The sequence below is a fragment of the Tunturiibacter empetritectus genome (assembly GCF_013410875.1).
Lineage (GTDB): Bacteria > Acidobacteriota > Terriglobia > Terriglobales > Acidobacteriaceae > Edaphobacter > Edaphobacter empetritectus.
Genome location: NZ_JACCCU010000002.1, coordinates 466975 through 479998, shown reverse-complemented (window position 1 = coordinate 479998; position 13024 = coordinate 466975). Strand labels below are relative to the sequence as shown.

Annotated in this window: 13 protein-coding genes; 2 read left to right on the top strand and 11 right to left on the bottom strand. The window is 60.4% G+C overall.

Annotated elements, in window-relative coordinates; translation table 11 throughout:
* Positions 1–7: 7 nt before the first annotated feature.
* The 4 genes from HDF08_RS14260 to HDF08_RS14245 form a co-directional block, all read right to left on the bottom strand.
* A complete protein-coding gene (locus HDF08_RS14260; protein ID WP_179639311.1) occupies positions 8–613 on the bottom strand; it encodes a hypothetical protein in 606 nt (201 codons plus the stop codon).
* A 134-nt stretch (positions 614–747) separates the two neighbouring features.
* A complete protein-coding gene (locus tag HDF08_RS14255; RefSeq protein ID WP_353070350.1) occupies positions 748–1731 on the bottom strand; it encodes an AI-2E family transporter in 984 nt (327 codons plus the stop codon).
* A gap of 290 nt (positions 1732–2021) precedes the next feature.
* On the bottom strand, positions 2022–2642 hold the full coding sequence (locus HDF08_RS14250) for a shikimate kinase (protein ID WP_179639310.1): 621 nt from the start codon (positions 2640–2642) through the stop codon (positions 2022–2024).
* Between the two features lie 400 nt (positions 2643–3042).
* Positions 3043–3978 (bottom strand): alpha/beta fold hydrolase, encoded by a 936-nt coding sequence (locus HDF08_RS14245; RefSeq protein WP_179639309.1) that lies wholly within the window; start codon positions 3976–3978, stop codon positions 3043–3045.
* 145 nt (positions 3979–4123) lie between these two features.
* Between HDF08_RS14245 and HDF08_RS14240 the strand changes: the two genes are divergently transcribed.
* Together HDF08_RS14240 and HDF08_RS21745 are read left to right on the top strand one after the other, a co-directional pair.
* Positions 4124–4651 (top strand): hypothetical protein, encoded by a 528-nt coding sequence (locus HDF08_RS14240; RefSeq protein ID WP_257031139.1) that lies wholly within the window; start codon positions 4124–4126, stop codon positions 4649–4651.
* A 19-nt stretch (positions 4652–4670) separates the two neighbouring features.
* A complete protein-coding gene (locus HDF08_RS21745) occupies positions 4671–4784 on the top strand; it encodes a CatA-like O-acetyltransferase (RefSeq protein ID WP_257031138.1) in 114 nt (37 codons plus the stop codon).
* A 167-nt stretch (positions 4785–4951) separates the two neighbouring features.
* Here HDF08_RS21745 and HDF08_RS14235 read toward each other — a convergent pair whose 3' ends face one another.
* From HDF08_RS14235 to HDF08_RS14205, 7 genes are all read right to left on the bottom strand, one after another.
* Positions 4952–5500, bottom strand: coding sequence for a carboxymuconolactone decarboxylase family protein (locus tag HDF08_RS14235; protein WP_179639308.1), 549 nt, complete (start codon positions 5498–5500; stop codon positions 4952–4954).
* A gap of 93 nt (positions 5501–5593) precedes the next feature.
* Complete coding sequence (locus tag HDF08_RS14230; RefSeq protein WP_179639307.1) at positions 5594–6163, bottom strand: carboxymuconolactone decarboxylase family protein; 570 nt, start codon at positions 6161–6163, stop codon at positions 5594–5596.
* Positions 6164–6175: 12 nt separating this feature from the next.
* On the bottom strand, positions 6176–7501 hold the full coding sequence (locus HDF08_RS14225; protein ID WP_179639306.1) for an APC family permease: 1326 nt from the start codon (positions 7499–7501) through the stop codon (positions 6176–6178).
* 334 nt (positions 7502–7835) lie between these two features.
* Positions 7836–10274, bottom strand: a complete 2439-nt coding sequence (locus HDF08_RS14220; RefSeq protein ID WP_179639305.1) for an ABC transporter permease — start codon at positions 10272–10274, stop codon at positions 7836–7838.
* A 268-nt stretch (positions 10275–10542) separates the two neighbouring features.
* Positions 10543–10851, bottom strand: a complete 309-nt coding sequence (locus HDF08_RS14215; RefSeq protein WP_179639304.1) for a hypothetical protein — start codon at positions 10849–10851, stop codon at positions 10543–10545.
* Positions 10848–11513 (bottom strand): RNA polymerase sigma factor, encoded by a 666-nt coding sequence (locus HDF08_RS14210; protein WP_179639303.1) that lies wholly within the window; start codon positions 11511–11513, stop codon positions 10848–10850. Before HDF08_RS14210 ends, HDF08_RS14215 begins: the two co-directional genes overlap by 4 nt.
* A 166-nt stretch (positions 11514–11679) precedes the next feature.
* Positions 11680–12933, bottom strand: a complete 1254-nt coding sequence (locus HDF08_RS14205; protein ID WP_373563225.1) for a ThiF family adenylyltransferase — start codon at positions 12931–12933, stop codon at positions 11680–11682.
* Positions 12934–13024 lie beyond the last annotated feature (91 nt).

The following is a 13024-nucleotide window of genomic DNA, read 5'->3' as shown; positions in this document are numbered from 1 at the left end:
AGTTGAGTCAGTTGGCTACTTTGGTGGCGGGGTTTGGGACCGCTTCGCTGGCGCGGCTGATCATGATGGACTGAAGGCCCTGATGGTAGAGGTCGACGTTGAGGGCGGCGGTGCGGCGGTGGTCCCATACCTCCTGGGATATGGGGAAGTGAAGGATAATCATGCCCTCGGCGGATTGGCCGGGGTTGATCATGGTCTCGCGAAGGAGGGGTTCGGAGGCGAGGGGCTTGAGTGCGGGGAAAGCGGATAAGACGCTGGGAAGGTCGTCTTTTTCGACGGCGCTGGTGGTGATCTCTTCGCCGTCGCCGGTGGTGAGGGTGGCGGTGAAGTCTTTGAGGAAGAGGGGGAGGCGGAGGCCGTCGGTGATGCGGAGGGTGGTGAGGACGTAGAGGTCGTCCTGGCCCCGGTCGTGGCCGACGAGGATGGACTCGCCTTTGAAGACGGTGTGGGCGGAGTAGACGTTGGTGTGGAGGATGTCGAGATCGGCGGTCTTATGCGGGGTGAAGCGCATGACCAGGGCGAGGGTGATGCCAAGGATCAGAAACGCCAGAAGGACCGGAGCCAACAGGTTGCTGCGAGCGGGTTGGGCAAACTTGAGATCTGACACTGGCATGAGAATAGCAAGGGCGGTTGGTTTTCAGAAGATTAAAAGAGCTGGAATTTAACCTAACGTTGGTGGTGCGAGTCTGTAAATAGTGACGGAGATGGGAATGCGGTGAGCGTACCACAAAAGTTGCAGGCGGGGGATCATTCCTTTTGGACGGCGTACTCCTCCAGCAGGACGGTGATGAGGGCGGCGGTGGGGACTGAGACGAGGGCTCCGACGATGCCGGCGAGGGCGGTTCCGAGGAGCAGGGCTACCAGGACGGTGAGGCCCATGAGGTTGACGCTGGAGCGCATGATGCGGGGGGTGAGGACGGCGTTTTCGACGTTGATGTAGATGGCGTAGAAGAGGAGGACGCTGGCCATCTTGGTCCAGGAGTCGAGGGCGGCGACCCCGGCGGCGATGATGATGGTGATGACTCCGCCGGCGATGGGGATGATGTTGAAGAGGCCCATGAGGAAGCCGAGGAGGAGGAAGTATCGGACGTGAAGGAGGCCGAAGACGATGGTGCTGGAGACTCCGAGGATGAGCATGAGGAGTCCCTGGCCAAGGAGCCACTTGCTGATCTTGCTCTCAGCTTTTTTTAGAGTGGCGTTGAGGCGGGGGCGATCGGCGCTGGGGAAGAGGGAGAGGAAGAACTGGTAGGCGTGCTCGCCTTCGAGCATGAAGTAGATGCAGAGGAAGGCGGCGGTGAGGATGTCGAAGAGGTGGGAGAGCCAGAGGGGGAGCGAGGTGAAGAGATAGGTGGCGGTGGCGTCGAAGGCTCCGGCGGCGCGCTGGGCGAGGGAGTCGATGCCGAACTTGTCGGCGAGGGGGAGCTTCTTGATGCGGGCGACGACCTCGGGGATGCGCTGGGGCAGCTCGGCGGAGAAGTTGCGGAGGTCGCTGAGGACAGGCGGTAGGCCGGTGGTGAAGAAGAGGGCGAGAACGCCGGCGACGGCAGCGATGAGGATGACGATGGCAACGCCGCGGGAGGGCTGGTAGTTGCGGATCTTCAACTGACGGATGCGCTTGACTGCGGGCATGAGGACGACGGCGAAGAGAGCACTGACGTAGAGGATCAGCAGCTCTTTCTGGAGGGTCCAGGCGAGGGCGAGCAGGAGGATGACGGCGAAGAAGAAGAGGATGTTGCCGCGGACCTGGGCGCGGTTTTTTTTCTCGTAGGGTGTGAGGTCGTCGGGCGTGGGGTTGGTCAGCCGGGTTCTCCTGTGGGTGCTGACGTTGAGATGCAGATATTGTGCGCTTTCACTGCTTAGGTGCGGGAGTGCGGAGTTTGAGTCCGGGGTTTGGTTGAGCAGAGTGCGCTGCCTTCGATCGAAATGGCGGCTCTTTGTTGATGTCTATGGCAATTTGCCTACTAGTGTAGAAACTGCAAATGCAGATTCCCTTCGGGAATGACAACAAAGGGAGGACGGCTCTAACTCCTGCTTTGAGTCAGGGCGAGGAGGAGGGCTTCGACGGTCTGGGCGGGAGTCTGGTCGGCGGTGGCTATGGTGAGTGCGGCCATGCGGCGGTAGAGGGGGTGGCGGCGCTCGAAGCGGATCTGGGCGGCGGCGGGGTCTTCGAGGACGGGGCGGGCGTTGGGACGACCGAGGTCCTGTAGCATGCAGCGGTCGAAGAGGGTGGGGAAGGGGGCGTCGAGGAAGATGGTGAAGGTGGCGGGGGTTTGTTCGAGGAGGAGGCGGTTGGTGAGGTCTTCGGGGGTTCCTCCGCCGAGGGCGAGGACGATGTTGCTGTAACCAAGGGCGGAGGCGAGGGCTGTGGATTCGAGGCGGCGGAAGCGGGCTTCACCTTGCTGCTCGAAGAGCTGAGGGATGGTGGCGTTGGTGCGGGACTCGAGGTGGGCGTCGAGGTCGAGGAAGTTCCAGCCGATGCGGGCGGCGAGGAGGCGGCCGATGGTGGATTTGCCTGCTCCCATGAAGCCGGTGAGGACGAGGCGTTTGAGGTGGGCTAGGGCTTGGGTCATGATCTCGGTTGGGGTCTTGATTTGGGTCTCGGGCTCGGGCTTGGTTTGCGTATCGGGTTCGGTGGACGTCATTGCCTCTCCTTAGTGTGCCTGTAAAACGTTGCGGAAAACGAAAGAGCCGCAACCTGGTGTGGGTTGCGGCTCGGGAAGGTCGAAGACTCTGAAGTTTTTAGGTCTTTTCAGAGATGCATGCGAGGACTCCACTGGCCGCTGGATGGCGCCAATAGGAGCAGGTAAAAAAAGCGAACTGGAAGCGGCTCGACATGCTGGTAAGACGATACACCGGGGGTTTGGGGTAGTGCAAGGGGTTGGTAGCGGTTGGTAGCAGAATGCGGGGGGCCGCGAGATGCCCGTTTTCCGGATAAATAACATAGATGACGACAAGCCGACTTCTAGGGAGTTGAGAGCCGAATTTCTAAGGGCCCGAGGAGGATGTCGACCATCTTTGATGGTGTCGGTTCTCGAACTTCGTTCAATGAAGGTTGTCAAGAAACGCATTCATCTCTGCGACCACCTGAGCTTCGTTGCTCAAATACACATAGTGGTCTGCGTTCGGGATCATAACGATATGGGCGTTGGGCACGCCCCTGCGGAAATTATCGGCCCAGCGCGTGCAGCGCGCTTTATCGTCCTTGATCAAGGCGGCCTTCCTGTCGCCATCAGGTAGGCGGTCCCAGTTGTGCGGACATGCATAGATAGCGAGAGCGGGAACTGAAATGCTTGTGTACTTTTGCGTGCCGAAGTTGAGCGCCGCACCGATTGGCGAACGAGGCGGCAGGGGCGGCATATTTGCTATCTCCGCGTTGTCATGATGTAGGACGGTCTCGAAGCGTGCTGCAGCAATCTCCAGTTTCAATAGCTCTTTCTTTTCATCCACCCCACCTGCTTCGATCTTGTCAATGCGCTTCTTCATGTCATTCATCTCGTTTGTCAGAAGTGGATGCTCAGGATCATCGAGAGCAAAGTCAGTCGCAGCATCCAGATAGATCAACCCGGAAACCTTGTTTGGAAAGCGGCTCCCGATCGAACTCAACTCCTCTCCGGCCATGGAATGCCCCACCAGCACAGGACGGTCGATGCGGAGCGCCTTCCCCACCGCAAGCACATCATCGCCAAGGCGGTCCGCTGAATAATTCCCATTGGCCGGTGCGGGACTGCTGGAGGCGCCAAATCCTCTCCGCGTGACGGCGAAAACGTGGTGCCGCTTTTTGAATTGTGGAGCGAAGCCATCGAAACGATGCGCTGTATCGCCGTTCCCAGCCAGAAAGATGAGAGGTCTTCCGGACCCGCCCCAATCCAGAACTTCGAGCTGAACGCCCGGTTCGACCACTACCATTTGGACTGAGTGTGGTGACGAATCCGTTTGAGCCATCGAATACGCGGTAATCCAAGGTGAGATGATGAGCAAGAATGATAGTTTCCTGATTTGACGCATAGTAGGTCTCCCTGAACCGAGCGGTCACCAATATTTCACAAGTAACCCACATCAGTCCTGATAAACGCCGTTCGCATCAAAAGCGATAGAGGAGGCTGCTTCGATTTAGCATTGGAGCATGCAAGAGATTGTGATTGGGAGCAGACAGAAGATTGACCCGGAGACTTGGGAGCGACGCGCGAGCTTTCATTTCTTCAAGAGTTTTACCGAGCCCTATCACGGCGTCTGCCTCCGCGTTGACTGCACAGAGACCTACTATTACGCCAAGAAGCATCAACTGTCAGTCTTTTTGTCACTGCTGCATCGCTCACTTGTCGCTGCGCACCAAGTTGAGAACTTCAAGACGCGTATTGTTGGCGACACCGTCTGGAGCTATGAACAGATCAATGGCGGAAGTGCTGTGGGACGCGAGAATGGCACCATCGGCCTAGGACACTATCAGTTCCGGCCGCGAATCGATGAGTTCGTGCGGGAGGCGGCTATCGAACTCGACCGGGTGCGGCAGAGAGATGACATCGAGCGCTATCCGGAGACCAACCTGATCCGTTATTCGGTGCTTCCCGGTTCGACTTCACCTCCATTTCGCATGCTCGCGACTTCGCGCACGAAGACTCCGCGTCCCGCATCACATTCGGCAAATTACTGAGGCGGGTGGCCGCTGCACAATGCCCGTATCGATCCATGTGCATCACGCTCTAGCGGATGGCCTGCATGTGGCTCAGTTCGTTGAGAAGTTTCAATATTGCCTGGATGCCCCAGTCGATCGCGAGAATGGTTAGGCGCGCCCACTTCGGTTGGTAGCGACAAGCCGATTTAGCGTTGCTATCCCACGCCCGACCGAAGGCGGACCATCGCGCAGCTGTGAAGAGCAAGTCTCCAGATCTGAAACCAAAGGGATTGACTCGGCTATAAGCAGCCACTCATGGGCCTTGCGTGGTGGCTACGTTTAGGCTTTTATGGAGGGGGCCAGGTAGCCTTCGGTGGCCAGGTGTTGGCCCATCTTGGCGTACATCGCTGGGTCTTCGGGTTGCCAGGTGGCGAGGCCGTCGACGTAGCGGTTGAACATGCAGAAGGCGGCGGCGATCAGGACCGTGTCATGGATCTCGAGGTCGGTTGCGCCTTGTTCGCGGGCGGCTGCGATGTCTTCTGAGGTGACGTGCTTGCCGCCTTGTTGAACCTTGCCTGCGATGGTGAGGAGGGCTTTTAGTTTGTCTGAGACGGGGGCCTGTTCGTAGTTTTGTCTTACCTGTTCGGTTAGACCCCAATCGTTGCCGAGGTGCGCGGCGGCTGCTGAGGCGTGGCTGGTCTGGCAGAAGTAGCAGTCGTTCTGACTGGAGACATAGGTGGCGATGAGTTCGCGCTCTCCGGGGGTGAGCGTGCTGGGCTCGTGGAGGAGGACGTGGGCGAGTTCGCGCATGGGCTTGGCGGTTTCGGGGCGGTAGACGAATCCGCTGCTGATGCCGGGGAAGCCTTCGGGTAGTTTGATGTGGGGCATGAGGATCTCCTTATGGCGATTTGCCTGATGGTGAACTGCAAAAGCAGATTCCCTTCGGGAATGACAAACAAAAAAGCGACGACTCTAAACCAACTAGTGTGCGGCTTCGGCTGGTAGATATTCCTTGCTGACGTTGACGTATCCGTCGCGTGCGATCCACTTGCCGCGTTCGCGGTACATGGCTTCGTCGCGGGGCTGTGTGGTGGCGAGTCCGTCGACGTAGCGGTTGAACATGCAGAACGCGGCGGCGATGAGGACGGTGTCGTGGATCTCGATGTCGGTTGCGCCCTGGGCGCGGGCGGCGGCTACGTCTTCGGTGGTGACGTGCTTGCCGCCGCGCTGTACCTTGCCGGCGATGACGAGGAGAGCCTTTAGTTTTTCGGAGATGGCAGCGTTGTGGAAGTCGTGCTTGACCTGTTTGACGAGGGCTTCGTCACCGTTGAGGCTGGCTGCGGCTATGGCTCCGTGAATGGTTTGACAGTAGTAGCAGTCGTTTTCGGAGGAGACGTAGGTTGCGATGAGTTCGCGCTCGCCTGGGGTGAGGGAGTTGGGGCCGTGGAGGAGGACTTCTACGAGGTCGTTGAGCGGCCTTGCGGTGGCGGGACGGAAGGCCATTGCGCCGCGTATGCCGGGAAGACCTTCGGGGAGTTGGATGTGTGCCATGGGTCGTTCCTTTCAGGATGTGATCTGGTGCGGAAGTGGATTGGCGTTGACGTCTGCCTTGGAGAAGAAGAGACGGCGGACGGGTTCGCCGCAGAGGACGATGACTAAACCGATAAGCGCGGGGATGGGATCGTGCAGGAGGATCATCAGGTCGATGACGGCACAGCCGAGGAGGAAGACGATGGGTGCGGTGGGGAACCACCATTGGCGAACGGGCTGAGGCATGCGGAAGAGGGTGGTGACGGAGAGGGCGAGAAAGCAGAGCGCGGAGAAGATGATGAAGGAGAGGATGCGGTTGAAGGCTCCGAAGCTTAGGACAAAGAGGGCGAGGCCGGTTTGCAGGAGGATACCGCTGGCGGGAGTGCCGAAGCGAGGATGGAGCTTGCCGAAGGGGGCGAAGAAGGCGCCGTCTTTTGCCATGGCGTAGTAGACGCGCGGGGCTGCCATGGTAAGGGCCATGAGTCCTCCGAGGACGGAGAGCAGGACGCAGGCGGAGAGGACTTTGCCTCCGATGGTGCCGAAGAGCGCTTCGCCGAACTGGGCTATGAAGGCTGTGTTGGAGACGATCTTTTCGAGCGGGACGACCATGAGGAACGAGGCGCTGACCAGGAGATAGACAGCGGTGACTAGGACCACGCCTCCGGTGAAGGCCAGGGGCATGTTGCGGCGTGGGTTGCGTACTTCGCCGGCGATCTTGCCTGCCTCCCACCATCCGCCGAAGCTGAAGAAGGCGCTGATGGTGGCTCCGGCGATGGCGGCGAAGAGAGGTTCGGAGCCGGGGCGGCGTGTGGTGAGGGGTAAGAGGTTTGTGGCGGTCGCGTGCCCGGAGATCCATACCCAAAGCACGAGGCATACGAGAACGGCGATCTTCAAGAGGTTGGCGGTGGTCATGACGCGGCGGCTGAGGCGAGTGCCGATGTAGTTGAGTAGAGCGAGGCCGCTGAGGATTAGCGCGGGGATGACGATTTGCGTGCGCGGCGGGAGTCCGAAGAGGGAGAGGACATAGGGGGCTGCGCCTACGGCGAGCGCGGCGGCGAGGCCTGGGTCCATGACGGCGGCGGACATCCAGCCGTAGAGGAATGCGAGGCGGGTGCCGTAACCCTGGCGCAGGTAGACGTATTCGCCGCCAGTGAGGGGGTAGTTGATGGCCAGCTCGGAGTAGCAGAGCGCTCCGCATAAGGTGATGAGGCCCATGCCGCACCATACGGCCGCCAGCAGGAGAGGCGAGCCCAGCGATCTTGCCATTGCGGCGGGAGTGAGAAAGATGCCGAGCGCAATCGACTCTCCAGTAACCACGGAGAGGGTTGCGGCCAGTCCCATCTGCCGACGCTGTTCCATCAGGGAGCTATGCTACTCGTCTGATTTGGAATCTCCCATCCATCAAAGGGTTGAGATCGTGGGTGCTCAACAGCCGATGGCGGAACAGCAACCATGCAAATGCACCGGCAATAGCGAAATGCGGGGTTCTTTCCCTTCGACAAGCTCAGGGCGCGGAATGACAAGAAAAGGCAAAGACAAATACGGGGATTCTTCGACTGCGTTGCTCACAAAAAGCCGTGAGCAACTTCGCTCAGAATGACGATCCTTTTTTGGGTAGCAGGGAACGACAATTTTGGGTAACGGGGGAACGACAATGCGAATGCGAAGCAACGGCGACACGGCAGTCGGAGGGTTATTCGTAACGGAGGGCTTCCATTGGTTCTACTTGAGTGGCGCGGCGGGCTGGGATGCCGCTGGCGATGAGGACTACGGATGCGAGGATGGCGACGGCGAAGAGCAGAGGAGTCAGCGTCTGGTTGGTTGCCGCAGCCCAGTGAGCCAGACCTTTTTGCAGCAGGATGGTGAGCAGGATTCCTATCGCAACGCCGGCGCCGACGCTTGTGATGGCGGAACGGACGACTAACTCGAGTACGCTGCCGCGCGGGGCACCGAGGGCCATGCGGATGCCGAACTCGTTGGTGCGCTGCGAGACGGTGTAGGAGACGACGCTGTAGAGGCCGACGGCGGCGAGAAGGAGAGCGAGGATGGCGAATCCGGCGAAGAGCCAGGAGAGGAGCTGGCCCTGGGCGTACTCGGGTTGGGTGCTGATCCAGTGTTCGAGGTCCAGGACCGACTGGCCTATCTGTTGGTCGTGATCGACGGAGGCGACCTGCTGGCCGATGGTGTGGATCATGGCGGTGGGTGGGCCGTCGGTGTGGACCAGGAACTGGGTGTAGCCCCACATGGCGAGGGTGTATGGGATGAAGGCCTCGGGGGCGACTGGATTACGCAGGCCATCATCGAGCTTGTCTTCGGTGACCCCGATGATCTGGATCCAGCCCGTTGCACTTGGTTGAGGGGTGACCTCTGGAGGCGCGTTTTTGAGAGCCCCTATCGTGAGGGAGTGGCCGATGGCATCGCCGTTGGGGAAGTATTTGTGGGCGAAGGTCTGGTTGATGACCGCGACGGGGTTTGCGTTATGGTTCTCGGATTCGGTCCAGAGGCGGCCCTGGAGCAGGGAGATTTTGAGCAGCGGAAAGTATCCCTCGCTGACGAAGTTGATCCGCGCTTTCCGGTCCTGGGAGGAGGGTTGGCCCAGGAGTTCGATCGGCGAGTTGAGGCCGTTGTTTGGCGGCGTGGCATTGGCGGAGATGGCTACCATGCGAACGCCGGGGATCTCGGCGATTTTGTTGCGGAGGAGTTCGACGTAGGCGATGCGAGCGGGGAGGGTGGAGTAGGCGGACTCGCGAATGGGCAGACCGATCGACATGGTGTTGTGCGGGTCGTATCCGAGAGGAGTGTGGGCGAGCTTGAGAAAGCTTTGGACGGCTGCGCCGGCGGCGGAGAGGAGCAGGAGCGTGAGTGCGATCTGGCCGGCGATGAGGGCGTTGTGGAGAGCCCGGCCGCTGACTGTGCCGGCGACCTTGCGGGTGCCGGTCTGCATGGCCTCGCGAACATCGGGGCGGGAGAGACGCAGCGCAGGCCAGAGGCCGAAGAAGATCCCGGTCAGCAGGGAGACCACGACAGAGAAGGCAAGCACGGGGAGGTTGATGGCGAAGGCGGCCTCGTGGGGGAAGGAGTATTGGGGCAGGAGCGCGATGATGCCTGCGAGCAGCTTATAGGCGAGGAGCACTCCCAGCGCGGCGCCGGTGACTGAGAGCAGGAGGGCTTCGGTGAGGAGCTGACGGACGATGCGTGCGCGCGATGCGCCGATGGCGGCGCGAACGGCGAACTCATGCTCGCGGGCCACACCTCGGGCGAGCAGAAGGATCGAGACGTTGCCGCAGCCGATGGCGAGGAGCAGGAGCACGGCGCCGAAGAGGAGCGCGAGGGAGGGGCCGATCGCTTTCATGAACTGATCGTTGAGGCCGATGACGGTCAATGGTCCAGGGTTGGGAGGAAAGCTTCGTGGGGTTTCCTTTTCAAACTGGGTGAGGAGCGGTTGGAGTTGCTGTTCGGCGAGGTGGTGGCTGACTCCGGGCTTGAGGCGGGCCTCTACCTGGTAGGCGTCGGTGCCTGCAGTTGTCTTCATGGGTAGATAGACATCGGCGTCGCCCCAGGTAAAGCGCTTTGCGGCAACACCTACTACGTTGTAGGGCTGGTGATCCAGTTGAATGGTTTTGCCAATGAGGGTGGGGTCGCCGTTGAAGCGGCGCTGCCAGAATTTATAGCTGATCACGAGGATTGGCTGCGGATCGCGGTCGTCGCTTGCGTCCGATGGCAGAATTCCTCGGCCGAGCAGGGTGGGCACGCCGAAGAAGTTAAAGCCATTGGACGTCATCAGGGTGCTGTGGACGTCTTCCGGCAGGTCGCTTCCAGTGATGGTCATGTTTTTGAAGTTCATCAGGACCGAGTCCTCGATGGCTGGGACTTTGCGGAGTTGTTGCCACTGGGTGGCTGTGATCGCTACGCCGTTGTAGCCGTTGGCTGTGGCGCCTCCGAGGGCGAAGTGCACCATGCGGTCGGGGGCGGCGTAGGGGTAGGGGTTCATGACGACTCCCCAGACCACGCTGAAGACGGCTGAGGTTGCGGCGATTCCGCAGGCGAGGGAGAGGATGGCGGTGGCTGCGAAGCCGGGACTCTTGAAGAGTTGGCGGAGAGCGTAGCGTACGTCTTGAAGGAGAGATCTCATGCAGACTCCTTGCGCAGCCTATTGGACCCGCTGGAGTGAGTGCATGTGAGTGACCAAATGAAATGAGGCGGTTGAGCGCTAATTGACTCGTATTTCGCGGTGTTTGCAGGGTTTTCGCTGTGTGGCTTCGGAGAAACGATGTCCGTAAGTGGACGGAGGAGTCCATATACGCACAGCTTGCACTGGAAAGAGCAGAACAGCCCAGCCTCTGCGATGACGCTGCGGAGGCTGGGCTGCTTGCGTCGGTGCGGTTTTGCCAGATAATTCGCTAGACAGTTTGTGGGATTGGGAGGTCGTCTTCGCCAGCGGTGCCCTGCTTCAGCTTGTTCTGGATGTTGCTCCAGACAGCGTCGCTGGGGTCCTGGTCTTCGGTGGGTTCGAAGAGGCTGCGGGCCTGGTCGGCGATAGCTTCGAGGTCACGAACGAGGGCGGCGCAGTCGGGATTATTCGCGAGGAAGGTCTGGAGGCGCGGATCGGTGCTGACGTGGCCATCTCCGTTGGCAAAGAACTCGGGCAGATAATTCTCGAAGTCGGCGGGAGTCATGGTGTCGAAGTCGAGAGATTTGAATTCCGTCATACCGCTACCTCCTTGAGGCCGTTTGGCTGGGCAGCTGGTTCAGGCTGGCGGAGGAGTTCGCGAAGTTTGAGGCGGGCCTTGTGGAGCTGCGACTTGCTGTTGCCGGTTGAGCACTCGAGCATGGTGGCGATCTCGTTGTGCTCGAAGCCTTCGACATCGTGAAGAACGAAGACCATGCGATAGCCGGGGGGCAGAGAGGCTACGGCACGCTCGAGGGCTACGCGGTCGACTGAGCCGGTGAGGGCCAGGTCTCGGCTGCCGAAGTCGCGCTTGGGTGCGTCTTCTTCCGAAGGGTTGATGGTCTCTTCGAGGGAGACCAGGTTGAGGCCTTTCTTGCGGAGGTGCATGAGCACCAGGTTTACCGTGAGTCTGTGGAGCCAGGTGGAGAAGGCCGATTCCCCGCGGAAGCTGCCGATCTTGCGGAAGAGATGCAGAAAGGCCTCCTGGGTCATATCTTCGGCCTCGGAGACGTTGCCGAGCATGCGGAGGCAGAGGGTGTAGACGCGGCGTTTGTGCAGGGCGTAGAGCTTGGAGAAGGCTTCTGCATCGCCGTTCTTCGCGGCTTCGATGGCTTCGGCTTCCCCTGCGATGGGTGGGTTGCGTTTGAAGACACCAGGAGTGGGTGGTGTTGGTTGGGTCATTTGTAGGCCTTGGACGTCCATAGCTAGACTCCGGACAAATTAATCATTTACGTTCGAGTTTTCGCCTGCATCGAGCCTACCGCAAACGGAGGAAATATTCTGTCGTAGAAGACTTGGATGGAGGACGGACGCGAAGGGTTGTTTGAGGGGAAAGAACTTAGAAGGTTGGCGTTGAAGACGACGTTGATCAGGAGCCGATGAAACGGGCGTAGAGAGAGCGAGCGAGGGTGATGTCGGTGGTGCCCTGTATGAGGGCGCGGCCGTCGGGAAAAAGGGTGAAGGTGTGAGGGCCGCGTTGGAAGCGGAGGAGGAGCTGGTTGAAGCGGAGGTCGTGGATGTCTGCGTGAGACGCGAGTCGATTGCGCATGGCAGCGAAGTCGACTGGGCGATGGTGCTCGTGAATTTGAACAGAGTTGCGGCCGCAGAGGGTGATGTGAGGGCGGCCTTCGCCGGCGAGGTGGGGGAAGAGGCGCTGTCCGCAGACGGTGCAGGAGGGGTTGGGTTTGGAGGCGTTGATCTCAGTGCGCTCGTTGGACCAGAGGTCGTGGGAGAGGAGGGTGCGGCGCATGAGGTCGGGCTGGTTGGTGAGGAGTTTGAGAGCCTCGGTGGTTTGGATGGAGGCGGCGAGGTTGACCGCGGTGGAGAGGATGCCGGCGGTGTCGCAGGTTTCTACGGGGCCGGTGGGCGGCTTGGGGAAGATGCAGGCGAGGCAGGCGGTGGGGGTGTATTCCAGCGCGTCTTTTATGGGTACGTCGCTCCGCTCCGTTCGTAAAGACGAAATGCGGGGGTTCTTCGACTCGGCGGCTTCGCCATCGCTCAGAATGACAGCTTTTGAAGAGTCGACAGGGATGGGGAGGATGTTCATGGTGGCGGCGTAGGCGCCGATGGCGGCAGCGTAGATCCAGGGCTTGGATTGCTGGACGCAGTAGTCGTTGAGGAGGTAGCGGGTCTCGAAGTTGTCGGTGGCGTCGAGGATCAGGTGAGCGGGGGTGAGGAGCTCGTGGATGTTGGCGGGGACCAGGTCTGCGATGTGGGAGTGGACGGTGATGCCCGAGTTGAAGAGGGCGATCTTGCGGCGGGCGGCTTCTGCTTTGGGGAGGGAGTCGCGGGCGTCTGCCTCGTCGAAGAGGATCTGGCGCTGGAGGTTGGAGGGCTCGACGAAGTCGCGGTCGATGAGGGTGAGGGTGCCGACGCCGGCGCGGGCGAGAAGGGAGGCGGTGGCGGCTCCGGTGGCTCCGACGCCGATGATGGCGACGTGGGCGGAGGCTAGAAGATGCTGGCCGGTGGGTCCGATGCCGGGGAAGAGAATCTGGCGGGAGTAGCGTTCCGTATCGAGGATGGGTTGGCGGGCGGCTGATGCGGGGGACTGCGTGGCGGGGGTGCCGATGTGGATGCTCGTGGCGGGTTCTTCGAGGGAGGGTGCTGGATGCTTTGACATGATGAAGGTCGCGTCCGTCCAAAAAGGGCTGCTGTTTCGTAGTATAGGGAAGGACGGATGTGCAGGGGAACCGGCTGACAGTCCATTGGCTGTC